24 protein-coding genes are annotated in these 24,582 nt (G+C 65.7%); 6 read left to right on the top strand and 18 right to left on the bottom strand.

The window, feature by feature from the left end:
• Positions 1-214 precede the first annotated feature (214 nt).
• Complete coding sequence (locus tag F2P45_RS25525; protein WP_166881022.1) at positions 215-850, bottom strand: contractile injection system protein, VgrG/Pvc8 family; 636 nt, start codon at positions 848-850, stop codon at positions 215-217.
• Between the two features lie 254 nt (positions 851-1,104).
• On the opposite strand from F2P45_RS25525, the gene F2P45_RS25520 reads away from it, so the two are divergent.
• From F2P45_RS25520 to F2P45_RS25510, 3 genes are all read left to right on the top strand, one after another.
• A complete protein-coding gene (locus F2P45_RS25520; RefSeq protein ID WP_166881021.1) occupies positions 1,105-1,629 on the top strand; it encodes a DUF2867 domain-containing protein in 525 nt (174 codons plus the stop codon).
• A 99-nt stretch (positions 1,630-1,728) separates the two neighbouring features.
• On the top strand, positions 1,729-2,313 hold the full coding sequence (locus F2P45_RS25515) for a hypothetical protein (protein ID WP_166881020.1): 585 nt from the start codon (positions 1,729-1,731) through the stop codon (positions 2,311-2,313).
• Positions 2,314-2,488: 175 nt separating this feature from the next.
• Positions 2,489-2,692 (top strand): hypothetical protein, encoded by a 204-nt coding sequence (locus F2P45_RS25510; protein WP_166881019.1) that lies wholly within the window; start codon positions 2,489-2,491, stop codon positions 2,690-2,692.
• Positions 2,693-2,735: 43 nt separating this feature from the next.
• Here the strand turns inward: F2P45_RS25510 and F2P45_RS25505 are convergent, their stop codons facing one another.
• The 16 genes from F2P45_RS25505 to F2P45_RS25430 form a co-directional block, all read right to left on the bottom strand.
• On the bottom strand, positions 2,736-3,047 hold the full coding sequence (locus tag F2P45_RS25505) for a BON domain-containing protein (RefSeq protein WP_166881018.1): 312 nt from the start codon (positions 3,045-3,047) through the stop codon (positions 2,736-2,738).
• Between the two features lie 96 nt (positions 3,048-3,143).
• The gene (locus tag F2P45_RS25500) at positions 3,144-4,274 is read right to left on the bottom strand and encodes a LytR C-terminal domain-containing protein (RefSeq protein ID WP_166881017.1); all 1,131 of its coding nucleotides are present in this window, start codon (positions 4,272-4,274) and stop codon (positions 3,144-3,146) included.
• 31 nt (positions 4,275-4,305) lie between these two features.
• Complete coding sequence (locus F2P45_RS25495; protein ID WP_166881016.1) at positions 4,306-5,244, bottom strand: type II secretion system F family protein; 939 nt, start codon at positions 5,242-5,244, stop codon at positions 4,306-4,308.
• A gap of 9 nt (positions 5,245-5,253) precedes the next feature.
• Positions 5,254-6,231 (bottom strand): type II secretion system F family protein, encoded by a 978-nt coding sequence (locus tag F2P45_RS25490; RefSeq protein WP_166881015.1) that lies wholly within the window; start codon positions 6,229-6,231, stop codon positions 5,254-5,256.
• Positions 6,232-6,239: 8 nt separating this feature from the next.
• Positions 6,240-7,586, bottom strand: a complete 1,347-nt coding sequence (locus F2P45_RS25485) for a TadA family conjugal transfer-associated ATPase (protein ID WP_166881014.1) — start codon at positions 7,584-7,586, stop codon at positions 6,240-6,242.
• A gap of 51 nt (positions 7,587-7,637) precedes the next feature.
• On the bottom strand, positions 7,638-8,813 hold the full coding sequence (locus F2P45_RS25480) for a CpaE/TadZ family protein (protein ID WP_166881013.1): 1,176 nt from the start codon (positions 8,811-8,813) through the stop codon (positions 7,638-7,640).
• Between the two features lie 30 nt (positions 8,814-8,843).
• The gene (locus F2P45_RS25475) at positions 8,844-9,440 is read right to left on the bottom strand and encodes a TadE family protein (RefSeq protein ID WP_166881012.1); all 597 of its coding nucleotides are present in this window, start codon (positions 9,438-9,440) and stop codon (positions 8,844-8,846) included.
• A 16-nt stretch (positions 9,441-9,456) separates the two neighbouring features.
• Positions 9,457-9,933, bottom strand: coding sequence for a TadE/TadG family type IV pilus assembly protein (locus tag F2P45_RS25470; RefSeq protein ID WP_166881011.1), 477 nt, complete (start codon positions 9,931-9,933; stop codon positions 9,457-9,459).
• Positions 9,934-9,944: 11 nt separating this feature from the next.
• Positions 9,945-11,417, bottom strand: a complete 1,473-nt coding sequence (locus F2P45_RS25465) for a TadE/TadG family type IV pilus assembly protein (RefSeq protein ID WP_166881010.1) — start codon at positions 11,415-11,417, stop codon at positions 9,945-9,947.
• On the bottom strand, positions 11,414-11,686 hold the full coding sequence (locus F2P45_RS25460; RefSeq protein ID WP_166881009.1) for a hypothetical protein: 273 nt from the start codon (positions 11,684-11,686) through the stop codon (positions 11,414-11,416). Before F2P45_RS25460 ends, F2P45_RS25465 begins: the two co-directional genes overlap by 4 nt.
• Before the next feature lie 9 nt (positions 11,687-11,695).
• Positions 11,696-13,240 carry a type II and III secretion system protein family protein gene (locus F2P45_RS25455; protein ID WP_229505293.1) on the bottom strand — a complete coding sequence of 515 codons (1,545 nt, stop codon included), beginning with the start codon at positions 13,238-13,240 and terminating at the stop codon, positions 11,696-11,698.
• Between the two features lie 43 nt (positions 13,241-13,283).
• Positions 13,284-14,177, bottom strand: a complete 894-nt coding sequence (gene cpaB / locus F2P45_RS25450; RefSeq protein WP_166881008.1) for a Flp pilus assembly protein CpaB — start codon at positions 14,175-14,177, stop codon at positions 13,284-13,286.
• Positions 14,174-15,598: an ATP-binding protein gene (locus F2P45_RS25445; RefSeq protein WP_166881007.1), complete on the bottom strand. Its 1,425-nt coding sequence runs from the start codon at positions 15,596-15,598 to the stop codon at positions 14,174-14,176. The genes cpaB and F2P45_RS25445 overlap by 4 nt, the downstream gene beginning before the upstream one ends.
• Positions 15,599-15,704: 106 nt before the next feature.
• Positions 15,705-16,238: a prepilin peptidase gene (locus F2P45_RS25440; protein WP_166881006.1), complete on the bottom strand. Its 534-nt coding sequence runs from the start codon at positions 16,236-16,238 to the stop codon at positions 15,705-15,707.
• Between the two features lie 90 nt (positions 16,239-16,328).
• Entirely contained in the window at positions 16,329-16,508 is a 180-nt protein-coding gene (locus F2P45_RS25435) for a Flp family type IVb pilin (RefSeq protein WP_166881005.1), read from the bottom strand.
• 298 nt (positions 16,509-16,806) lie between these two features.
• Positions 16,807-16,989: a Flp family type IVb pilin gene (locus F2P45_RS25430; RefSeq protein WP_166881004.1), complete on the bottom strand. Its 183-nt coding sequence runs from the start codon at positions 16,987-16,989 to the stop codon at positions 16,807-16,809.
• Between the two features lie 468 nt (positions 16,990-17,457).
• Here F2P45_RS25430 and F2P45_RS25425 point away from each other — a divergent pair, with 468 nt between their 5' ends.
• Positions 17,458-18,498: a GGDEF domain-containing protein gene (locus tag F2P45_RS25425; RefSeq protein ID WP_166881003.1), complete on the top strand. Its 1,041-nt coding sequence runs from the start codon at positions 17,458-17,460 to the stop codon at positions 18,496-18,498.
• 18 nt (positions 18,499-18,516) lie between these two features.
• Here the strand turns inward: F2P45_RS25425 and F2P45_RS25420 are convergent, their stop codons facing one another.
• Positions 18,517-19,737, bottom strand: coding sequence for an HD-GYP domain-containing protein (locus F2P45_RS25420; RefSeq protein WP_166881002.1), 1,221 nt, complete (start codon positions 19,735-19,737; stop codon positions 18,517-18,519).
• A 110-nt stretch (positions 19,738-19,847) separates the two neighbouring features.
• Here F2P45_RS25420 and F2P45_RS25415 point away from each other — a divergent pair, with 110 nt between their 5' ends.
• Together F2P45_RS25415 and F2P45_RS25410 are read left to right on the top strand one after the other, a co-directional pair.
• Positions 19,848-20,780 carry a LysR substrate-binding domain-containing protein gene (locus F2P45_RS25415; RefSeq protein WP_166881001.1) on the top strand — a complete coding sequence of 311 codons (933 nt, stop codon included), beginning with the start codon at positions 19,848-19,850 and terminating at the stop codon, positions 20,778-20,780.
• Positions 20,781-21,001: 221 nt separating this feature from the next.
• Positions 21,002-24,565: an indolepyruvate ferredoxin oxidoreductase family protein gene (locus F2P45_RS25410; protein WP_166881000.1), complete on the top strand. Its 3,564-nt coding sequence runs from the start codon at positions 21,002-21,004 to the stop codon at positions 24,563-24,565.
• The last annotated feature ends 17 nt before the right edge of the window (positions 24,566-24,582 follow it).

The raw sequence follows: 24,582 nt of genomic DNA, 5'->3' as shown, positions 1-24,582 counted from the left end.
GAGTCGATCCCGCGACTTGCGCAACTCCGCAAGGGCGCGTACCAATAACACTTCCTTCTGCGACGGCGAGAGCGAACTCACCCACTCGTCGCTCATTTGACGAAGATCGTGATCGGTAAGTGGAATTAGCTTTATTGACATTATTGAGTATTATGCAATAAAAACCGCTTCCATAGGGCACTCATTTGGCTTTTTTATCAGGGGAAGTGAACGGCTACATCAGAACGTGTACCGGCGCATCGCCGTCTGCCGCCTCGACAGCGGGGGAAAAGAACCACGAGAAGCCGCGCCGTTTCCACAGCCGGCGCAGGAACGCGGAGTCCGATTCCCTGCGCTGAAACGTGAATTCACGGCGAGGATAGTCGCTCTTGAGGCGCCATGTCTGGAACTGAAAGGCCCGCGCTAAAACCGGGTTATCGCGACACCAATCGCCAAGAACCACATTCGTGATGTCCACCTCGTTCATATCACGAAAAATTCGTGTATTGCATCCTTTGTCATTAATCGACAAGGCATCGCGCATGGTCAACCGGTAGGTACCCAGTCCGCCATCGGATTCTCCTTCCTGCACACAATCGACGATGCCGCAAACACGCCGCAAAGTGCCGCTGCTGGTAACGAACTGGAGTTCTGCCGGCATGGCGATAAATTGCTTGAGCGTCATGCCCGCAGTTGGCGAAACACAGAGCAAATGATATTCGATGCCACCCCAGATGGATTCGACCCCTTCTACATCCTGGACAAGCATCACATCATCAAGAAAACCATGATCTCCCCATAATCTCAAGCGGATAAGTCGGTCGGCGACTGTCAGGCCTGCGAGCGAGTTGCGCATATCGAGAAAGGTCATGAGGGGTCCCTGTGTTGACGAACTAAGCTTGAAGGAGTGCCTGATCATCTGTGGTGCATAGTCCTCTTCAATGATGCCCTCGACCGTCAATACGACTGATACGCCATGTCAATCGACAGGGTTTTGGCATTTGCCCGCGATCAATGCATGGGCATATATCGAAACGCGCTATAGTCAAGACCAGGTCAGCTTTTCGCTGATTAATCACGAACGGCACATGCCCCCGGCAGATGCCGCACCATTTTCAAGACGCCATGCAAGCCAAACCCGTCGAAACCACCATACCCACCTCGAGCGCGCTTGCCGCGTCCGTGCCCGGCTCCTATTTCCACGATGCCTGGGCGATCGCGCCGCTCGACGCCGAGGCCAGCGCGCTCGAACTGTTCCTGAAGGTGACTGCCGGCACGCCGGGCTGGGTCAACACGCTCATGACCCTGCGCAACCGGGTGGTGTCGATGCTGGGCCTGAAAAACCTGGGCACCTTGTCCGGCCTCGATCCGGCTAAACCGGCCTCGGCTTACCAGATCGGCGACCGGGTCGGTATCTTTACCCTGTTCTCCAACACCCCCGACGAGGTGCTGCTGGGCGACAAGGACAAACACCTCGACGTGATCCTGTCGGTGCACCGGGCGGTCGATGCCGGCAACGGCCAGGTGCTGGCCACGGTATCGACCGTGGTACACGTGCATAACTGGCTGGGACGCCTCTACATGCTGCCGGTGACACCCATGCACCGCATCATCGCGCCGGCCGTGCTCAGGAATGCGGCACGGGCCTGAGCAAATGACGTTGCATCTTGTAAGTAAATTTGTCCACTCTGACAAGATTGTATTGACTGAGCTACACTGGCGCGTTTCTGACCTTCCTTGGATTGCCCGATGAGCTGTCGACTCCTGGCCGCAAGCGCCTGCGCCGCCCTGCTGCTGACCGGATGCCTGGTCCCCGAACGTTTTACCGCCAGGACCGCGTTCCAGTCCGATGGCAGCTACCAGTATTCCTATGCCGGCACCGCCGTGCACACGCTGGCGTCCCGCCACATGGCCAGGGGCGACAAGCTCGGCCCGAAAGAGGCAGGCATGCACGATGCGGCGGCGAAGCCGAAGCGCAACGGCGAGATCCGCCAGGCCGCTGACAACGGCAAGGCACGCTACGACCTGAGCGTGGAAGGCCGGCGCCAGCGCGGCCAGGCACTCGACCTGCTCGGCGTGCTGCGCGTTCATACCGGCCCGGATGAGGTGCTGACGCTGCAAGCGGGCAAGCTCGATGACGAGGAAAAAGCCAGCATGGCGGCGCTCGGCATCAAGCTCGACGGCACGCTGTCGGTGACGGTGCCGATCAGCGCCGAAGTGATCTCGCACAATGCCACCTCGACCCCGTCGTTCTTCGGCCTGCTCGGCACCTATTCGTGGAAAATCGACAGCCTCGAGCAGCGGCCCGAGATGAGAATCCGCTTCAAGCGCTGAGCCCCTGCCCGGGCCGCGCCGCCACAGCCGCCAGCGCTGCCGCCACGCACGCTTTTACCCCGAATCCGACCTTCCATCCCGCCAAACCGGCAGTCCGTCGCAATCGGGGTGTTGACAATCGCCCCTGTGGCTATAGTTCACTCAACCCAAGGAACTTCACTCACAGGAACTGATCATGAACATCGCAAAAAACATGGAAACCATCTTCGTCGCCGCTCTCGTCGTCGTGTCCGCAACGAGCTTCGCCACCGCCAGCGCACCGGCCCCGCGCCTTGCCGCAACGACCGCCGTGCAAGCCGGCGCGGACGCCAACATGACCGTCGTCACCGTCAGCGCCAAGCGCCTGAGCGCGGCCGAAAAGGCCCAGTTCAAAGGCTGAGCACGAACACCGGCCGGCGCGGCGCGGCGTTTGCCTCGCCGCCTCAGCGCTTGGGCACCATGTCGTTCTTGACGTCCTTGACGCCGTCGATCCTGCGCACCAGCGACAGCGCCCGCGGAATGTGATCGGCCTGCACGAAGCCGCTCAGTTGCACCGTGCCCTTGAAGGTCTCGACGTTGATCTGGGTGGCCTTGAGATCGGGATCGGCCACCAGCGCGGCCTTGACCTTGCCGGTGATGATGGTGTCGTCGATGTATTCGCCCGTGCCCTCACGCTGCGGCGTGGGGGCGCAGGCCACCAGCGCCAGCAGCGCGAGGCCGCACAGGAAGCGCATAAAACGTTCTGCAAAGTTCATGAAAATGCTCCGGTAAGTGGTTCGATCACGCTATTGTCGCGTGCGAAACCACCCCGGATTTGATATGGCACAAACGGACCAGCCATCCATGCCGCATCAGCCCTGCCCAGGCAACGGCCTGGTGCGCGCCGCGACGGCCACCGCGCCAGCTGGCGCGTCGGCTACCGCGCCGGCTAGCGCGTCCGGCGCCAGGTCGCGTCCGATCACCAGGCGCAGGTCGGCGCGCCCGAGCTCGCCCACCGCCACCACGCGCGCGGCGCCGAAGCGCCGGGCCAGGCGCTCGGCGGCCTCGCGAAATTCCGGCTGGTACTCGATGCGGGTCTGGCGCACCCCGAACCCTTTCTGATTACTCAGGCGCACCACGCGTAGCGCACTCTGGTCCATCGTGCCGGCCAGCGAGCGTGCCATGCCGGCTACGCCATTGCCGTTGCGAATTTCCAGCAGGGCCTGGCCGGGGCGCGCCGCAGCCGCCGGCACCGGCGCGACCGCTGCGAGCGCCGGCCGGGCCGCCGCCGCGCCATCGGCCAGGGCCGCGCCCACGCGCTGCACCACGAACACGCCGGACGCATCCTGGCGCACCTCGGTACGGTCCCACTGCGGCTCTGGCGATGCCTGGCCGCCAGCCTTGACCGCGCTGTCGATGGCGGACACGCCGGCGCGCGCGGCGACCGCGTAGTCGGCCTTGAAATCATGCGCGCGCAGGGCGCCGGCCTGGCGGAACATCTGCTGCGCGCGCTGGTGCTGCCCGACCTTCTGGAGCGCGCCGCCGAGGTGGTCCCAGGTGCGGTCGTTGAGCGGGTCGAGCAGGCAGGCCTTTTCGAGGGCGGCCAGGGCTTGCTCGAACTGGCCGTTCAAGAAATGGGCGTAGCCGAGATTGCTGAACAGGAAGGCGCTGGCCTGCCCGTCGGCGCCCTCGCCTTCCCCGGCCATGGCTTGCCACAGCCCGATGGCGCGCGCAAAATCGCCGCGCTCGGCGTACAGGGTGGCCAGGCCGTTGCGCGCCTTCAAGTGGGCCGGATCGCGCGCCAGCGCGGCGCGGTAGGCGGCCAGCGCGGCATCGTGGCGGCGCGCCAGGTGCGCGGCGCGGCCCGTCACATAGGCGTCCTCGGCGCTGGCTGAGGCGGCCGCGGGCGCGGCGGCCGCTTCGGGGCGGCGGCCGGGATCGGCGCAGGCCAGCAGCAGCGCGCCGGCGATCAACAGGGTAGTGCGTTTCAGGGTGCTTCGCATGAACGGCTCCGGTGGAGGGATTGCAGGGACATCACTGTCCGTTGACCGACCTGAGCGTGCGCATGATCTGCATGCCGGCCGGGCCGAGCAGGACCATCAGCAGGGTCGGGAAGATAAAGAAAATCAGGGGAAACATCAGCTTGACGCCGATCTTGGCAGCCTGTTCCTCGGCCATCTGGCGCCGCTTGGTGCGCAAGGTGTCGGCATGCACGCGCAGCGAGGTGCCCATGCTGGTGCCGAAGCGCTCGGACTGGATCATCATCGCCACCAGGGTGTCGACGTCTTCCACGCCGCTGCGCAGGGCAAAGTTGCGCAGCGCTTTCTCCTTGCTGAAGCCGGCCCGCATTTCCATCAGCACCAGCTGCATTTCCTGGGCCAGCACGATCGACTTGATATGGATTTCACCGGCCACCTTGATCAGCGCGCGCTCCAGGCTCAGGCCCGCTTCCACGCATACCGTCAGCAGGTCGAGCGCATCGGGAATCGACTCGAAGATCTCGCGCCGGCGCTTGCGCGCGGTGATTTCGAGCACGACGTTGGGCAGGTAGTAGCCGCAGGTGGCCGTGCCCAGCAGTACGAACATGATGAATTGTCCGCTCATCGCCGCGCTCGAGAGCGCGATCCAGAGCCCGGCCAGCGCCGGCAGCAACAGCGCCAGCAGGGTCTTGGCGGCGAAATACAGGGGCGCCACCGACTGCCCGCGCCAGCCGGCGTTCATGAAGCGGGTGCGCAGGGGCGACTTTTCCCAGCCCTGCTCGGGCAGCGACAGGGCGCCGAACGGCTGCGCCACCTTGGCCACCTTTTCCACCCAGCCATCGCTGCGCCCGACGCTGGTGTCGGCGGCGGCGGCGCCCACGCGCTTGAGGCGCTGGCGCATGTAGCCGGGCCAGAAGGTGGCCATGGCCAGCGCCGCCAGACCGACCACGACCCCGAACACGATCAGCAGAAACAGTAATTGCGAGCCGCTCATGGCTTTCTCCTAGACGCGAATATGAATCAGTTTGCGCAGCCACAGCACGCCGATGGTGATCATCGCGCCGGCGTAGTACAGCAGGGTGATACCTTCGGGATCGGTCCACAGCATGCTGATGTACTCGGGATTGGCGAAGTACATCATGGCGGTGACCCCGAACGGCAGGATGCCCAGGATCCAGGCCGAGATGCGCCCTTCGGCCGACAGCACCCGGATCTGGCCCAGCAGCTTGAGGCGCTCGCGGATGATGTGGCCGATGTTGCCCAGGATTTCGGCCAGGTTGCCGCCCGACTCGCGCTGGATCAGCACTGCGATCACCATGTAGCGCAGGTCGGTCAGGGGAACCCGTTCGGCCAGGCTGTGCAGCGCTTCGTTCATCGGCACGCCATAGTTGATTTCCTGGTGCACGATGCGGAACTCGCCGCTGAGCGGTTCGGGCAGTTCGCTGCCGACCATTTGCAGCACGTTGGTGAATGAATGCCCGGCACGCATGGCGCGCGCCAGGAAGTCGGCCGCCTCGGGCAACTGCTGCTCGATCTTGCCGAGGCGCTTGGCGCGCGCGCTGCGCAGCACGCCATACGGCAGGCCGGCCCCGGCCAGCAGCAGCGCCCAGGTCAGCAAGCTCGGCGTGTCCCAGGCATGCACCGCCAGCGCCGCTGCGCACAGCATCGCCAGCGAGGCTCCCAGGAACTGCGCCACCATCCAATTGACCCCGGCCTGCATCAGCAGGCGGTCGATGGCGTGCGCCAGGCCAAAGCGGTGCAGCGCGCCGTCGAGCGTATCGGAGGCGCTGTAGCGGCGCCGCTTGAGGATCGAGATCGTGCCGCCCTCGCTGTCGGTGCCGCCCGACATCACGCGCAGGCGGCGCGCGATGCGCAGGGCGCCGCCGCCGCGCGTTTCCGACCACAGCAGCCAGCCGCCCTCGACCATCAGGATCACGGCCGCGAACAGCAGCACGGCAAAGGCATAGAAGACATAATCCATGGCCGGTCCTATTCGAAAATGCGGCTGGGGTCGAAGGCCGAGTCGGGCACGGGCGCGCCGAACAGGCGCAGGCGGTCGGCGAAGCGCGGGCGCACCCCGGTGGCGCGGAAATGCCCGACCACCTTGCCGTCGGCGTCGACCCCGGTCTGCTCGAAGCAAAAAATCTCTTGCATCGCGATCATCTCGCCTTCCATGCCGGTGATTTCCTGCAGGCTGACCAGCTTGCGCGCGCCGTCGGTCAGGCGCGTGACCTGCAGCACCACCGTGATGGCCGAGCAGATCTGCTGGCGCACCGCGCGCGGGGTCAGGGTCACGCCGGCCATGCCGACCATGTTTTCCAGACGCGCCAGGGCGTCGCGCGGGGTGTTCGAGTGGATCGTCGCCAGCGAGCCTTCGTGCCCGGTGTTCATCGCCTGCAGCATGTCCATCGCTTCAGCCCCGCGCACCTCGCCCAGGATGATGCGGTCGGGCCGCATGCGCAGGGCGTTGCGCACCAGTGCGCGCTGGGTCACTTCGCCCTTGCCTTCGATATTCGGCGGACGCGTCTCGAGGCGCACCACGTGCGGCTGGCGCATCTGCAGTTCGGCCGCGTCTTCGATGGTGATGATGCGCTCGTTGGCCGGAATGAAGCCCGACAGCAGGTTGAGCAGGGTGGTCTTGCCGCTGCCGGTGCCGCCCGAGATCAGGATGTTAATCTTCGAGTGCCCGAGCGATTGCAGCACCTGCACCATGGGCGGGGTCATGCTCTTGAAGCGCAGCAGGTTCTCGACCGTCAGCGGGGTCGCCGAAAAACGCCGGATCGACAGGATCGCGCCATCGACCGCCAGCGGCGGGATGATCGCGTTCACGCGCGAGCCGTCCGGCAGGCGGGCGTCGACCATCGGGCTCGATTCGTCGACCCGGCGTCCGACCCGTGAGACGATCTTGTCGATGATCTTCATCAGGTGGGCGCTGTCGTGGAAGGTGATGTCGGTCAGTTCCAGCTTGCCGCGCCGCTCCACATACACCTGGTTGAAGGTGTTGACCAGGATGTCCGAGACGGTGGGGTCGGCCAGCAGCGACTCGAGCGGGCCGAAGCCGAGCATTTCGTGCTGGATGTCGAGCACCAGGTCGTGCCGCTCGTGCTGGTTGAGCACGATGTGCTCTTCTTCGATGATGTGCTGCACCAAGAGGCCCAGCTCGTGCTTGAACTGCTCGGGCGTGAGGCGCTTGAGGCGCTCCAGGTCGATCCGGTCGAGCACCATCTGGTGCATGTTCTTCTTCAGGTCGTGATAAGCGTGGTTGGACGACTCCGGCTCGGCCGGCTGGCTGTGGCGGCTGTCCTCGCTCGCCGTCAGGCGGTCGCGTAAGGTCATGGGATTCTCCTGGGCGGGTGATTGTTCGGCGATGGTTCGGCTACCGTTCGGCTATTGTTCGACTTCGGCGCGCCCGAACAGGCGCGTGAGCAGGCCCTTCGCTTCCGGCACGCGGCGCGCGGTCACCAGCTCGACCAGTTCGGCCAGGCTGCGCGCCACCGGGCTGGCGCGCGACAGCTGCAGCACCGGCACGCCCTGGTTCACCGAATCGGTCACGTTCACGTAGTCGTTCGGGACCGTGTGCATGACCTCGGCGCCGAGCGAGGCTTGCACGTCCTGCAGGCGCAGGCGCCCGCCCTTTTCGTAACGGTTCACGATCAGGCGCGTGTTGTCGTTGGCGTAGCCGAGCGAGCGGAAGATGTCGAGCAGGCGGCGGCCGTCGCGCAGGTCGGGCAGCGCCAGTTGCAGCACCGGGTAGATGGCGTCGGCGTTGTCGAGCGCGCGCAGCGAAATGGCGTCGATCTGGCGCCCGACGTCGAGCACCACGTAGTCGTAGTGCTGGCGCGCCACGCGCAGGATCGCGTCCATCTGCTCCGGTTTCAGTTCGACCGCGTGGGCCGGGTCGTCGGCCGCGGCCAGGATCCCGAAACTGGGCGTCACGTGCACCAGGCAGGAGTCGAGGAAGGCGCCGTCGATGCGCGCGATCTGGCTGCACACGTCGGACAGGGTCATGGCCGGCTTCTGGTCCGACACATACAGGGTGGCGTCGCCGAACTGGCCGTGCAGGTCGATCAGGATCACCTTCTTGTCGGCCAGGCTGGCCAGGGCGTAGGCGAAATTGGTCGACAAGAAGGTGGCGCCGCTGCCGCCCTTGCAGGAGATGAAGGCCAGTACCTTGCCGTCGCACACCTTGCCCGCGTTGGCGGCGTCGGCGATGCGGTTGATGGCGTCGTGGAAGGCGCTGTGCACCAGCGGCAGTTGCAGCACTTCGCGCACGCCGGCGCGCATGGCGCGGATCAGGAGGTTCTGCTGCTGGTCGCGGGTGAGCAGCATGAAGACCGCGCCCGGATACAGCCTGGCCAGGCGCACCAGCAGTTCGGCCTCGTCTTCATCGAGGCCGCTGGCGTCGACGATGACCAGGGCCGGGGTCTCGGGAAGCACCCGCTCGATCGCATCGCGCAGGCGGCTGCGCACCGCCACCAGGGTCACGGGCGGCATGCGCGCGGCGCCCTGGGCGGCGATTTCGCCTTGCAGCTGGCTGTCTTGGGTAATCAGTAAAGCTTTCATGGAACATCCTCGTGGGTGGTGGCGCGCGCCTCAGAACGCGGGGCAGACTTCGGTCACGCCGCTCTGGTGGCCGAGCGAGCCCGCCGGCGTGACGGTGGCGAAGGTCGGGTAGGAAAAACTCCAGTTGAGATACGAGCCGCTGAACAGCGGCTTGTAGCGGGCCGGCACGCACTCGGGGCCGCTGCCTGGTGCGCACAGGCGTGCCTGGATGTAACGCACGCAGGCGCCCCCGTTGGGATTGGTGTTGCAATTGATGATGTTGCGCGAGGGGCAGGGCGGGACCGCATCGACCCGGTTCAGGTCGCTGCGCAGGTGGGTGATCACGATCCGCCCGTCGAGCCCGGACGTGCCGAGCGCCATCCCGCCCGCGCGCGCCGCCACGCTGGCCCGCTCGCCCAGCGCCGCCAGTGCGTCGCTGTCGGCGGCATCGACCGTGGCGGCGGCGCGCGCGGCGGCGCGGGTGGCGTCCGAGAGCGCGCTCCACAGGTAAATGGCGCGCGCCACTTCGAACAGGCCCAGCATGAAGAGCAGGAAGATCGGCAGGGTCATGGCGAACTCCACCACAGTGCCGCCGCCCTCGCCGCTGCGGCGCTGCGCCCGGGTGCGGCGGGTTGCTTGAAGGATCATGGTCGGCTCCCGCTGCTCAGTTAGTGTAAGGAACGGTGACAGTGGTGAAGACCAACAAGGTGCCGCCGCCGGTGTCGAACATATTCATCACCCCCACCATCGGGATGTTCATCGCCAGAGTGACCGTGATCGACTCGGGCCGGTCGATGCCGCCGCAGTTCTGGCTCGGCATCCCCCCGCGCACGCAGGTGATGACGACATTATCGAGCGCGAGGGTGGGCGTGACGCCGGTGTCGGCCAGGGCCCGCTCGACGAGCGCGATGGCGCGCAGCTTCATGGGACTGGTCGCGGACGCACTGGTGACCCACTCGGCCATCGGGACCGCGGCCAGCGAGGCGGCGGCGTCGTTGTTGGCCTGCTTGAGCGCCGCGGACACATAGAAAATCCGGCCGAAGCTGAAAATGAGCGGCAGCAGTATCCACATGACCGACAGGACCAGCGCCAGTTCGATATGGGCGATGCCGCGGACGCGGCGGCGGACAGGGGGCGTCATGGAGAATCCTTTCATCGGAACAGGACGGTGGTGGAAACCAGGTTGGCGGGCGTGGCCAGGCCGCCGAATTCACCGAATACCGCGCCCGGGCTGCTGGTGGCGCGCGAGGTCATCAGGAAGCGCCCGACCGCCAGCACCGTGGCCGTACCGCCTGTCACCGGGCACGACAGCAGCGGGATGTTGAGGATCCTGCGCCCCCTCAGCCCGGGGGCGCTGGGCGCGCCCGGCGCCGTGCGGAATGCCGGCAGGGTCGAGTCGTACGGCATGACGTCGTTGTCGCCCGGGGCGGTCGCATTGGTCTTGACCGTTCCCGCATCGACCGGGTACAGGCTGCTCCAGGAACTCTTGAGAAATTTGGTGCCGGGACTGGCCGGGGTAGCGCCCTGATAGCGCAGCGGCTTGGAAAACGCCCACAGCGGACCATAGCTGGCCTGGCCGGTCAGGGGCACCTTGAAGCGCTCCTCGGCAATCGTGACGAGCCGGTTGTCCATGACGTGGCTCAGTGCGCTGCCCTCGATGCGGGTCGGGACCGGGGGCCCCGCCGGCAGCTCCATCCAGAACGCGGGCAGCGTGTATTCCTTGACGTTGGTATCGGCCGGGGCCGCGGCCGGATCGCAGCCGGCCACGCTGCCGAAGCGCGAATTGAGTTCGCTGGCGAGCGAGGATGGAAAATCCTGGCGCACATACACGCTGGTATTGTCGGGCAGGAAAGGCAGCGCCATGCTGCCGCTGCACACCATGGGGCGCAAGGCGTCGAGCGCGCGGTTGGACGCGCTTTCGGTGGCGGGTGGAAAATCGACCGGATTGACCTGGAAATGCAGCGGCGCCGTGCCGACCGGGTTCAGATTGAGCAGATTGTAATTGACCCCGCGCCGGAATCCATGTTCGATCCACTCGAGCGTGCCGTCCGGGGTGTTGTGCGCGCCGAAGCGCTGCTGGTCGAGCGCGCAGATGGCCAGCGGGGTGACCTGCACCTGGCTGCGCCCGGCCACCGCGCTGGCGTTCACGTTCAGCGTGGCGTACGCGCCGTCGATGGCGCCGGCGAACACGGTGCGCACAATGCCGTACACGGAGTCCAGCCCGGCCGTATCGACGCGCGCATAGCGCATCCGGGACACGTTGGCGCCGCTGCCGGCGGCGTTGGCCGGGAGCCAGTTGCCGTTGCGGTCGGGGCTGTCGCTGAAGCGCAGCGCGGCGGACGACCAGCTCATCCGGGTAAAGCCGAAAAAGCTGGCGTTGATGATTGCCGCGGCGCGCAGATCGGCATTGTCGATGCCGGCCGCGGTGCCGTCGAGCGCGCGCGCCGCGGCCAGCGCGGCCGCGTCGACCGCGCTCTGCAGGTCGGTGCGCCGCTTGAACGCCATCGACATGTCGATCGCCATGCCGCCGAGCAGTATCAGCGGCGTCAGCATCAGCGCGAACATGACCACGTAGGAGCCGCGCTGGCGCCGCCGGCGCCCGGGCGCAAGACGCGGCGGCTTCATTTTGCGGCCCCGACGGCCAGCGGCGCCAGCGCGGCGGGCGCCTCGGCCGAGCGCTGGTAGCGCTCGTGGGCGGCGGCCGCGGCCTTGCCGTCGAGTCCATTGACGGGCGCGTTGGCGCGCGCCGCGCCCGGATGGATCACTTGGGCCGCGAGCGAAGCGCGCACGGACTGGCCGAAGCGCGCGTCCCAGTGCGGGGTGCTGGAGCAGGCGCCCAGCCAGCAGGCCGCTGCCAGCACGCCGGCGATACGGCGAACGATGTGTGGATTCATGGCATTCTCCTATTTCAATTCGAAACCGCTGTGCGTGACCGGCCGGGCGGGGACGCCGGGCGCCGTTGCGGACGCCGTTGCGGGCGCCGGCTGCGCCTGTCCTTCCATGCGCGCGCCGAGCAGCGCCTCGCTGCGCGAGAGCGGCGCCAGGCCGTCGGTGGGCAGGGTGTAGCCGGGCGCCAGCGGCTTGACCAGGTGGGCCGTGACGACAAACACCAGTTCGGTGCGGTCTTGCTGGAAATCGGTGCTGCGAAACAGCGCTCCCAGCACCGGCACCTCGCCCAGCAGCGGCAAGCCCTTGCGGTTGGCGATCAGGTTGTTCTTGATCAGGCCGCCGATGGCGAAGCTCTGGCCATCGTGCAGCTGCAAGGTGGTGCTGGCGCGCCGCGTGGTGATCAAGGGCAGCACCGCGCCGCCGCTGAACCCCGCGGCCGAAATGCCGATCCCTTCGCGCGAGACTTCCGACACTTGCGGCGCCACCTTCAGATTGATGCGCCCGCCGGCCAGCACGGTCGGGGTAAAGCGCAGGCCGATCCCGAATTCCTTCTCTTCCAGGGTGACCTTGTTGTTGTCCTGGGCCACCGGGATGAAGATGCTGCCGCCGGCCAGGAAACTGCCTTCCTGGCCGCTGACGGCCATCACGTTCGGCTCGGCCAGCACGCGCACGATGCCATCCTGCTTCTGGGCCTCGAGCGTGGCGCCCTTGCCGCTGGCGCGGCGCACCCCGAGCGCGCCCTGGGCATTACCGGTGATGAAATCGGCCAGCAGGGTGGTGGCCCAGCTGCCCGAGCCGAAGCCCCACTTGACGCCGCCTTCGAGCCGTTCGAGCAAGCTTTTCGAGACTTCGGCGATTTTCACTTCGAGCATCACTTGCTGGGGTGCCCCGACCGCCAGCAGGTTGATCACGCGCGCCGCCGGCGCCGCACTGCCGGCCCCCGCCGCACCGCCGGCCGCGCCGGTGGCGGCGGCCGCGCCGCCGGTGGCGGCGTCGCCGCCCTGCTGCGCCAGCGAACGCAGCGGCCGGCTGACGAAGGCGGTCGCCAGTTCGACCGCGCGCAGCACGGCGGCGCCATCGGCCACGGTGCCGCTGAGCACGAGCGAATCGGCGGCGCTGTGCACACGGATATCTTTTTCTTCCGGCATCAGGAGCGCCAGGCTCGCTTGCAGCGCGGCCGGGTCCATGCCGACCACGATGTCGATGATGCTGCAGGCGCCGCTCTTGCCCTGCACAATCATATTGGTGGTGCCGACATCGACCCCGAGCAGATACAGGGTATCGGGCGCGACCAGCATGGCTTGCACCACGGCGGCGTTGCCGATGCTGCGGTTGCGCACCGGTTCGGGCAGGCGCATCAGGTTCGACTTGCCCACCAACAGGGTCATATTGCCGGGGCGCGCGGCCTGGCCGCTGCAACGCGGGCCGCTCTCGGCGCGTTCGGCCTGGGGCTGGGATGGCTTGTCGGCGGCGGCATGCGCGCCGCCGGCGGCCAGCGCCAGCAGCACAGCGAGTGCGCCGGCCCGGGTCATGTTGCCTTGCTTGATGCAGTTGTTCATAGAGGCCATCCTGTGAGGTGACGGAAAGGACATTGCACGGACATCAAAAACATTCTTGCGAGGTGGTCACGCCATTCAAGACGCTGACGCAGTCGCGGCGGGCATGCGCCACCACCACCGGCGCGCTGCGCGGCGCGGCGCGCGCGCCGGCCTTGGGCCGGGCCGGCGGCGGCGCGCTTTTGGCCGGCGCCGGCGTCACCGGCGCGGCGGCGGCGGCGGCCAGCTGGTCCAGCAGGCTGGCCTTGGTGGCGCCGGCCGTCTGCGGCGAACCGGGATCGACCTGGTTGCGCAGCGCCAGCGACAGCGAGCCGACCCCGCGCGCCAGGTCGAGCGATTCGGCCTGTTCCGGCGTGACTTCGAGGGTGACCGCGTTGACCACTTTCGGCTTGGTTTCGTCGCGCCCCACTTCCTGCGCCACCGCCAGCACCAGGATGCGTTCGAGCACGATTTTCGAAATGTGCAGCCCGTTGCGCGCCTGTTTGGCGTGCTCGTCCGGATCGCGCTCGGTGTGCACGATGACATCGACGTAATTGCCCGGCAGCGCAAAGCCGGCCACGCCGATGACATCGTTGACGCGCACCGTGATGGCGCGCTTGCCTTCGCTGATCAGGGCCGACAGGCCGCCCAGGGTGCCGGGCGGAGCCAGCTTGGTTTCGGTCAGCGGTTCGCCCTTGAGGATGTTGGCCTTGAGCACCCGGTCGCTCAGCTTGAGGCTGTCCTTGAACGCATCCTTGGGCGTGGTGGCGGCCGGCCAGTCGACCAGGCGCAGCATGTCGGGCGAGAGGCGCTGGCCGCGGCTGATGTCGCCACTGGCGACGACGATGCGGCTGGAGGCATTGCCGGGCTGGCGCAGCAGCCACAGCGACGCGAGGACGACCGCGGCGATCCCCAGCAGGACCGCCACGCCCATGGTCAGCAAGGCGCGTTTGTTTTTCATATGATCCTCTCGTACAGGGTGGTGCCGCTATCGGCGGAAAAAGTCATCGGTGAGGCGGGGGCGGCCGCCGCTGTGCCGTGGCCCAGCGCCATGCTGTGCCAGGCTTGCTCGATGGCGGCCGCCGAGAGGCGCGCGCTGGTGCCGGCGAAGGCGGCGAAATCGTGCAGGCGCCCGAGCAGCTCGGACGGGTAGCTGGCCAGCAGCGGGCGCCCGCTGCCGTAATGCAGGCGCGTGATCAGGTAGTACAGCACGTCTTCGTCGCAGGCCAGCGCATGCTGGTGGCACTGGCGCCGGAACAAGGCCGCGTACGCTGCTTCCGACAGCGGCCCGACCAGGATCTTGTAGCCGATGCGGCGCAGGAACGATTCGTCCAACAAGATCTGCGGCGCCAGATTGGTGGCCAGCACCACGGTGACGTCGAACGGCACCGCGATCTTGCAGCCGCCCTCGATGGTGAGCTGGTCGCAGCCGCTGTCGAGCGGGGCGCTGAAACGGTTGAGCAATTCTTCGGTGGGCAGGCGCTGGCGTCCCAGGTCGTCGATCACCAGGATGCCGTTGTTGGCCATGAAGTGCGGCGGCGCGCGGTACACGCCGCTGGCGTGGTCGAGGCGCAGGTCGAGCATCTCGTAGCCCAGCTCGGCGCCGACCTGGACCAACGGGCGCCGGCACAGCGTCCAGCGCGCGTCCGGGTTGCGCCGGTCCTCGTTCTGGCGCCCGTGCTGGGGCGGGGCCGGCAGGTGCACGGCGGGATCGTGGAACTGCACGATATGGCCTTCGACCAGGATCGCATGCGGAATGGCCACCAGCCCGGTTTGCAGCTGGCCCAGCTTGCGCGCCAGGGTGGTCTTGCCGCTGCCGGAAGGACCGTGCAGCAGCAGCGGGCGGCGCGACTGCAGGGCTGCGCCGAGCAGGTCGCGCACATCCGGCTCGAGCACGTCGTCGGCAAAGGCGGCGGCCATCTCGGCCATGCCGATGTGCCCGACCCCGGCCTGCCGGCCCGACTGGCGCTGGGCCAGGTCGCGGTAGGCTTGCAGGGTGACCGGCGCCGGCCCCACATAGCGGCAGCGCGCCAGGAATTCGGCCGCGCGCAGGCGTCCGCCCTCGGTCAGCTGGTAGTGGACGTCGAGGTCGGAATCGCCGCGCCCCGCCACTTCGGCCAGGTGATCGGCCTGCATGGCGTCGAGCGCTTCGCGCAGGACCGTGATCGACAGCTTGAGCTTGCCGGTAAGGACGGGCAGGTGGATCTTGCCGATCGAATACATCGCCTTGGCGACCAGTTCGACGATCAGGCTCAGTTCGAGGCCGGTGTCGCGCACGCAGCGCGGCTGCGGCGGTGCGCTGCCGCCGGCGTAGTCGGGAGAAGCGGCGCGCATCCGCAAGCCGCTGGACGGCAGCGCTCCGGTCGGGGCGGTATGACTCATCTTGGATTCCTCGCATAAACAGGTGGCGTTTCCTGAAGCCACAATTTATTTTAGTCACCAGTCCCCGCGCCGGTTTGATGCGGCACAAGCTATGGCCGCACGGAAACTAGAGCCAGGGCCGCGCCAGAGTGAAAAACGACCCGGCGGCGATCGCGAGCGCATATGGCATATTTCCCACACTCGGGGTCGGCAGCGGCTCGGCCACCACCGGCATGCCGCACAGGCGCAGGAACAGGGGGCGCAGCAGCGCCATCAGGTTGGCGCCGGTGTCGCGCAGGCGCCCGCTGGCCAGGATCATCACCAGCGCCATCAGGCCACCGGCGCAGAACGCGGCGAGGGCGATCTGCAGGGCCATGGCCGGACCGGTAAAAGCGCCCACGGCGGCCATCAGCTTGACGTCGCCGGCGGCCATGCCGCGCAGGCAGTACAGGGGCAGGAACAGCAGCAGGCCGGTGGCGAAGCCGGCCAGGCCGGTATCGAGCAGGGCCAGCGGCCTGCCGGAACACAGGTGCAGGATAGCGGCGCAGGCAAGACCGGCGGCCAGCAGGCGGTTGGGGATGCGGCGCGACGCCAGGTCGGTGGCGGCGGCGGCCAGCAGCAGGGCGATCAGGACGAATTGCGAAAGGGTCAGGGCGGGCATGGGCGGCTCACGTGAAAAAGCTCCCGGAACAGGGTACTGTCCCGGGAAGCGAGATGCGGCGAACGATGGCTGATCAGCGCCAGGATGGCGTCAGGGAACTGTCAAGCCGGCGACAACCTGCTGGAACAAGACCACCAGTTGGCTCTTCACACTGGTGAGGGCCGTGACGAGTCCGACAGCGATCAATGCTGCGATCAGGCCATACTCGATGGCGGTGGCGCCGTCTTCGTCGTTGATAAAAGCTTGCACTGCGGTGGGTATGGTGCTCATGATGACCTCCGGTTAGATTGAAACTGCCACTTTCTGGCCAAGATGCGGCAGCGCTGCTGCCTTACCTGGAGGTACCTTGCTTCTGTACTCCAACTTCCGCCATTGAGTTCACTGTAACGATGTTGGGCGACAGCAACTTGATCTAAGACAATTTTCCCAAGTGGAATTATTCAGTGAGGGAAAGGGGAGTACGCGGATGCGCAAGGCCATGGCGGCGGACGTGAAAAAGCTCCCGGAACAGGGCCCTGTTCCGGGAAGCGGGTGTGGCTAGCGAACAGCTTGTCCGAGCTGCAAAGGATTACGGCGTAACCGTCAGGCCGGTGACAACCTGGCCGAACAAGGTTTTCAGCTGGACTTGCACAGACTTCAACGACGTGACGATCGCGACCGCGATCAGCGCGGCGATCAGGCCGTACTCGATGGCGGTGGCGCCGTCTTCGTCGTTGATAAAGGCTTGCACTGCGGTGGTGATGGTGCTCATGGTGACCTCCGGTTAGTTAAAAACTGCCAACTTCTGGCACAGGGTACGGCTGCGCTGCTGCCTTACCTTGAGGTACGTTGCTGCTGTACTTCAATTTTTCCGCCATTGAGTTCACTATAAAGACGCCGCCAAACAGTAACTTGACTTAACGCAACTTTCCTAAAGGTACTATTTTTGTTATTATGGAAACGGTCGATATACGACAGGATGGCGAAAAAGTTGCTGTGCGGTGAGCCGCAATGCGTCACACAACGGTAGAATCGGGTGAACGCGAGCGTTTATGCATGACAATTGCCTTAAAAGCAAAATGGGGTTATCGTGCAGGCGTCGCCTGATGCTGCGATGCCAGCCGAGGGAGTCCGGCGTCCGGTCACCGGCATCCGGCGCCCGCTCATCCGGCGCTCGCCCATGTCGATGGACATGCCCGCACTACGTGGTAGTTGTTTGATTTACATTTCCGAGAACGACATGGATTCCCTTCTTAAACACATGGTGGACATGACTGGCCACCGCGACCACACGATGCTCGACATCTCGGTGATCTCGGCGGTGCAGGAACTGGCACGGGCGTCGCAGACGCGCGTGCTGACCATCATGCATGTGCGCGGCCAGCAATACGTACGCGCGCGCGCCAGCATTTGCGCCGGCGGCGTGGCGCGCATGGAAGAGCCTGCCGATGTGAATGCACCGGGCGAGCCGATCGACAGTTTTCCGGAACTGGCCGCCTGCATCGCCAACAAGGACACCAGCGCCGAAAGCTTGTCGGCCGATGGCAAGCGCACCCTGTGGCTGCCGATCTGGATCGGCGAGAAGGCCGACACCTGCCTCGAAATCATCCACCCGACTCCGTACACGAGCGACACCATCCACGTCATCGGCGGGATTGTCAGCGTGTACCGCAATTTCCAGAACCTGCTCGACTACAGCGAGCGCGACTCGCTCACCGGGCTGCTCAACCGCAAGACCTTCGACGACCAGCTGGCCAAGATGCTGCACGTCACCGCCGAGCAGGAATCGCTGGAACCGGGCCAGGAAGAGCGGCGCCAGCATTCGGATGCCGAAAAGCAGTGGCTGGCGGTGGTCGATGTCGACCATTTCAAACTGGTCAACGATAAATTCGGCCACCTGTACGGCGACGAAGTGCTGATCCTGATCGCCAACCTGCTGCAATCGTCATTCCGCTCGCAGGACCGGGTGTTCCGTTTCGGCGGCGAAGAATTCGTGGTGCTGCTGCGCTCGACGACGCTCGACAACGCGCAAAAAATCATCGACCGCTTCCGCATCAATGTCGAATCGCACGATTTCCCGCAGGTGGGACAGGTGACGGTGAGCGTGGGCTTCGTGAGCATCAGCCCGTACGAGTCGCCGGTGATCATTCTGGGGCATGCCGACCAGGCGCTGTATTACGCCAAGAGCCACGGGCGCAACCAGGCCTGCCACTACGACCAGCTGGTCTCGGGCGGCCTGCTGCACGCGGTGGCGTCGAACGATACGGCGGAGTTTTTCTAAGCGAAGCGTCGCGCCGCCCTAAGCGACGCTGATGAACTGCATCGGATCCACATTCCACTTCTGGGGCGACTCGGGGCGCACGATCTTGTCGCCGCCGCCGAAGCCGACCGGGCGCGCTAAATCGACGGTTTCCGGCTTGATGTAGACATTGCGCCTGGTGTTGAAAAACACATTCACCTTGGGCGCCAGCAGGTTGGTCTCGTGCGGCGCGATCACCACCCCCAGCCGGCCCGATTCGAGCATCACCAGGGTGCCGACCGGATAAATCCCGACGCAGCGCATGAATTCCTGCGCGTAGGTGGGATGAAAGTGGAACTTGCTCCATTCGTAAATCTGGCGCAGCGCTTCGGCCGCCGACATGCCCTTGTGATAGCAGCGGTCGGCCGTGATGGCGTCGTACACGTCGACAATCGCCGCCATCTGCGCCAGCTCGCTGACCGTGCCCTCGCCCTGCTTGTCCGGATAGCCGCTGCCGTCGCGCCGCTCGTGGTGGTGCAGGGTGATGTCGAGCGGAATCGGGCCGATCTCTGGCGACTTGAGCAGGATATCGTAGCCGTCGCGCGGGTGCTTCTTGACGATGGCGAATTCCTCGTCCGTCAGCGGCCCCGGCTTGTTGAGGATATGGTCCGGCACCAGCGCCTTGCCGGTATCGTGCAGCAAGCCGCCCAGGCCGGCCTGGTAGGTGGTGTCCGTATCCATGCCGCGCGAGCGGCAAAACGCCACCAGCAAGGTGCACACGCTGACCGAGTGCAGAAAGGTGTAGTCATCCTTGTTCTTGATGCGCAGCATGCCCATCAGCGCGCCGGGATTGCGCAGGATCGATTCGGTGATGTTCTCCACCATCGGCGACACGCTGTCGAGTTCGATGGCCTTGCCCAGCCGCGCATCCTGCATCACGGTGCGCACCAGGCCGCTGGCCTGCTGGCGGATCACGGCGGCGCGCTTGAGTTCCTCGCCCAGGGTGGTGCGGGTGACGATCACCGGCCGCGCGGCAATCTCCACCAGCGCTTGTTCGGTACTCTGGCGGGTTTCTTCCAGGGTCGGCGCATGGTCGACATCGAGCCCCTTGCCGCAATCGATGACCACGTCGTGGATGCCGGCAGCGACGATCTTGCGGATTTCCTCCTCGCTGGTGAGCAGGAAACGGTTGCGCACGAACGGATGCGTCATCCAGTCGCAGCTCAGGTCATGGATGTACATGCCTGGCCTGAGTTGGGAAGCGTCGACTTTCTTCAGCATAGGTCCGTCTGTGGTGTAATCTCGCGCAATTGCGGCAACCCGGCCAGTATAGCGTCAATATTTCTTTATTGCATCTATGCTTTCCATAACTCACTAATCTGCGGACGACCATGGAATTACGCCAGCTGCGCTACTACGTCGCCATTGTCGACCACGGCTCGCTGTCGCGCGCGGCGCTGGTGCTGCACGTGGCCCAGCCGGCCCTGACCCAGCAGCTGCGCCAGCTCGAAGACGACCTGGGCGCGCAACTGCTGCACCGCTCGGCCCAGGGGGTGCTGACCACCGATGCCGGCAAGGTGTTTTACGAGCATGCCCAGGCGATCCTGAAGCAGGTCGGCGACGCCCGTTCAGCCGTGATTCAGTCTACCACCAGGCCATCGGGAAGTGTCACCCTGGGGCTGCCGCACAGCATCTCCGGCGCCCTCGCCCTGCCCTTGTTGATGGCGGCACGCAAAACCTATCCCGAGATCACCCTGCAGCTGACCGAGGAGCTGTCCGGCAACCTGAACGAACAGTTGAAATCGGGCCGGATCAACCTGGCGGTGCTGTTCGACGATGGCCAGCTGGGCGCGTTTGCCAGCAGCGCGCTGGTGGAAGAAGAACTGAGTTTCATTTGCCGCGCCGGTTCCGCTTTCAGCCCGCCGGGCGAGCGGGTGGCGCTGGCCGACGCGCTGGCCACCACCCTGATTTTGCCGGCCCAGCAGCAGGGCGTGCGCCCGCGCATCGAGAACGTGGCGCGCGAAGCCGGCCTGCACCTCTCCAACGTCATCGAAATCAACTCGATCGCCATCCTCAAGTCGGCCATCCTGGCGGACATGGGCGCCACCATCCTGCCGGTCGCCCCTTTGCTGGCCGACATCGAACGCGGCGCCATGCTGGCCCGGCCGATCCACAGCCCGGCGCTGGCGCGCAGCGTCACCCTGTGCGCGTCGCGCAATATTCCGCTGACCAACGCGGCGGCGGCCGTCAAGCGCCTGGTGCACCAGGTGACCGAAGAGCTGTGCGCCGGCGGCGCCTGGCCGGGCGCGCAGTTGCCCAAATAAGCGGCAGCGGCCACCAGCCATCATTTTTTCTTATACCCCCATCCGCAAACCGTATTTCCCCTAAGGACGGGAAGGTCATACACTCCACGCCATCGGCGCTCCATACCGGAGAGTCTTGTAGAATCAAGCTGCCTATAACAGCACCCTACCCCGTCATCGACGCGCCTACCCGGCGCCGAGCTGGCGGGGCGAGAACCCGAATACCCTTTTGGAGACACACCATGCCAGATACCACGGCAACGACGCCTGCGAAGCAGGACGTCGCTTCACGCCTGACCACGGTCACCCTCGACGACAAATACACGGCGACCACGGGCAATATTTTCCTGTCCGGTATCCAGGCGCTGGTGCGCCTCCCGATGATGCAGCGCGAACGCGACCAGGCCGCCGGCCTGAACACGGCCGGTTTCATTTCCGGCTACCGCGGCTCGCCCCTGGGCGGCCTCGATGAAAACCTGTGGAAGGCCAAGGCCCACCTTGAAGCCCACCACGTCAAGTTCGTGCCGGGCGTGAACGAAGACCTGGCCGCCACCGCGGTGTGGGGCTCGCAGACCGTCGACCTGATCGGCCCGGCCAAGTACGACGGCGTCTTCGCCATGTGGTACGGCAAAGGCCCGGGCGTGGACCGCTGCGGCGACGTCTTCAAGCACATGAACCATGCCGGCACGAGCAAGCACGGCGGCGTGCTGCTGGTGGCCGGCGACGACCATGGCGCGTATTCCTCGACCCTGCCGCACCAGTCCGACCACATCTTCTCGGCCTGCATGGTGCCGGTGCTGTACCCATGCAATGTGCAGGAATACCTGGACCTGGGCGTGCACGGCTGGGCCATGTCGCGCTTTTCGGGCTGCACGGTGGCCTTTAAGGCGCTGGCCGACACGGTCGAATCGAGCGCCTCGGTCGACGCCAATCCGTTCCGCGTGCAGGTGAAAATTCCGCAGGATTTCGTCATGCCCGAAGGCGGCCTGAATACGCGCCTCTCGTCCGACCCGCTCGGCCTGCAGGCGCGCAAGCAGGAAGCGCTGATGCAGGACTACAAGATCTACGCCGCGCTGGCCTATGCGCGCGAGAACAAGCTCAATCACACCACCATCGACAGCGCCAACGCCAAGCTGGGCATCATCGCCTCCGGCAAATCCTACCTGGACGTGCTGGAAGCGCTGGAAGAACTGGGCATCGACGAGAAAATGGCGGCCGATGTGGGCCTGCGCCTGTTCAAGGTCGCCATGCCCTGGCCGCTGGAGCCGGACAGCGTGCGCGAATTCGCGCAGGGCCTCGACGAAATCCTGGTGGTCGAAGAAAAGCGCCAGATCGTCGAATACCAGCTCAAGGAGCAGCTGTATAACTGGCGCGACGATGTGCGTCCGAAGGTGATCGGCAAGTTCGACGAAAAGGGCGAATGGGTCGCGCCGCGCGGCGAATGGCTGCTCACCTCCAAGGCCGACTTCTCGGTCTCGCAAGTGGCGCGCGTGATCGCCTCGCGCATCTCGCGCCTGATCACCGATGAGCGCACCTGCGACTTGATCAAGGCGCGCCTGACCTTCCTGGACGCCAAGGACGCGGTGCTGCGCAAGGCCATCAACACCCCGTTCCGCCCGGCGTTCTACTGCTCCGGATGCCCGCACAATACCTCGACCAAGGTTCCCGACGGCAGCTTCGCGCTGGCCGGCATCGGCTGCCACGTGATGGCCACCGCGATCTACCCGGGCATGAACAAGCTGACCACCCACATGGGCGGCGAAGGCGCGCCGTGGATCGGCCAGCAGGCGTTTTCGGAAGTGCCGCACGTGTTCCAGAACCTGGGCGACGGCACCTACTTCCACTCCGGTTACCTGGCGATCCGCGCGGCGGTGGCGGCCAAGGTCAACATGACCTACAAGATCCTCTACAACGATGCGGTGGCGATGACCGGCGGCCAGCCGGTCGACGGCCAGACCTCGGTGCCGATGATCGCCCAGCAGATGGCGGCCGAAGGCATCAAGCGCATCGCGCTGGTGACCGAAGACCTGTCGCGCTACAGCGACCGCTCCTCGCTGCCGGCTATCGTCAGCCTGCACGACCGCAAGGAGATGGACGCGGTCCAGCGCGAGCTGCGCGAGGTCGAAGGCGTATCGGTGCTGATTTACGACCAGACCTGCGCGGCCGAAAAACGGCGCCGCCGCAAAAAGGGCGAGTTCCCCGACCCGAACAAGCGCATGGTCATCAACGACGCCGTGTGCGAAGGCTGCGGCGACTGCGGCGTGCAGTCGAACTGCGTGTCGATCCTGCCCAAGGAAACCGAATTCGGCCGCAAGCGCACCATCGACCAGTCGTCCTGCAACAAGGACTACTCGTGCGTGAAGGGCTTCTGCCCGAGTTTCGTGACGGTCGAAGGCGGCACGCTCAAGAAAACCAAGACCGGCGTCACCAAGGGCAATGTGGATGATGGTTTCGGCGCGCTGCCGGAACCGGTGCTGCCGAATATCGACCAGCCGTACAACATCCTGATCAACGGCATCGGCGGCACCGGCGTGATCACCGTCGGCGCGCTGATGGGCATGGCCGCCCACCTCGAAGGCAAGGGCGCGTCGGTGCTGGACATGACCGGGATGTCGCAGAAAAACGGCTCGGTCACCTCGCACGTGAAAGTGGCGCGCTCGCCGGAACACCTGCGCGCGCAGCGCATCGCCACCGGCGAAGCGGACCTGATCCTCGGCTGCGACATGCTCACGGCCGGCGCGCAGGATGCGATTTCCAAGATGCGTCCGGGCCGCACCATGGCCGTGATCAACCTGCACGAGCAACCGCCAGGCACCTTCGCGCAGCAGGCCGACTGGGAATATCCGGCCGAGGAAGTGCGCGCGCTGATCATGGAATCGGTGGGTGCGCCGGCTAATGACGCGGCCGACTTCATCGACGCCACAAAACTGGCGACCGCGCTGATGGGCGACTCGATCGCCGCCAACCTGTTCATGATGGGTTACGCATGGCAGAAGGGCCGCATTCCACTGACCGAAGCATCGCTGCTGCGCGCCATTGAACTCAATGGCGTGGGCGTTGAGCCGAACAAGAAGAGCTTCCTGTGGGGCCGCCGCGCCGCCGTGGATCTGAAGCGTGTGGAAAAGGTGGCAACGCCGACCCAGGCCATCGTGGTGCAGATGCCGCAAAGCCTGGAGAACGTGATCAAGAAGCGGGTCGAGTTCCTGACCGAGTACCAGGATGGCGCGTATGCGGCGCTCTACGAGCAGCTGGTGGCCAAGGTGCGCGCGGCGGAAACGGCGCAGGGTCTGGGCAACCGGCTGTCGACGGCCGTGGCCAAGTACTACTTCAAGCTGATGGCGTACAAGGACGAATACGAAGTGGCGCGCCTGTACACCGACGGGCGCTTTGTGGAGCAGCTCAAGTCGCAGTTCGAGGGCGATTTTTCGGTCAAGTTCAACCTGGCGCCGCCGATGTTCGCCAAGAAGGACGCCAAGGGACACCTGGTGAAAGCGGAATTCGGATCGTGGATGTGGAAGGCGTTTGCGCTGCTGGCCAAGTTCAAGGGCCTGCGCGGCGGGACCTTCGATATTTTCGGCCGCACCGAAGAACGCAAGATGGAGCGCGCGCTGATCGTGGAGTATCGCCAGATGATCGAGGGTTTGATCGCCGGACTGAATGCGGACAATCACGCGACCGCGGTGGAACTGGCCAACCTGCCGGAGCAGATTCGCGGGTATGGACACGTGAAGGAAAAGGCAGTGGCGCAGTTCCGCGTGGAGAAGGCGCGGCTGCTGGGGGATGGGGCGCGCAAGCACGCGGCTTAACCTTACGTCGTCCCCGC

Source organism: Massilia mucilaginosa (genome assembly GCF_011682145.1).
GTDB classification, from domain to species: Bacteria; Pseudomonadota; Gammaproteobacteria; order Burkholderiales; family Burkholderiaceae_D; genus Telluria_A; species Telluria_A mucilaginosa.
This window is presented reverse-complemented; position numbering and strand designations above follow the sequence as displayed.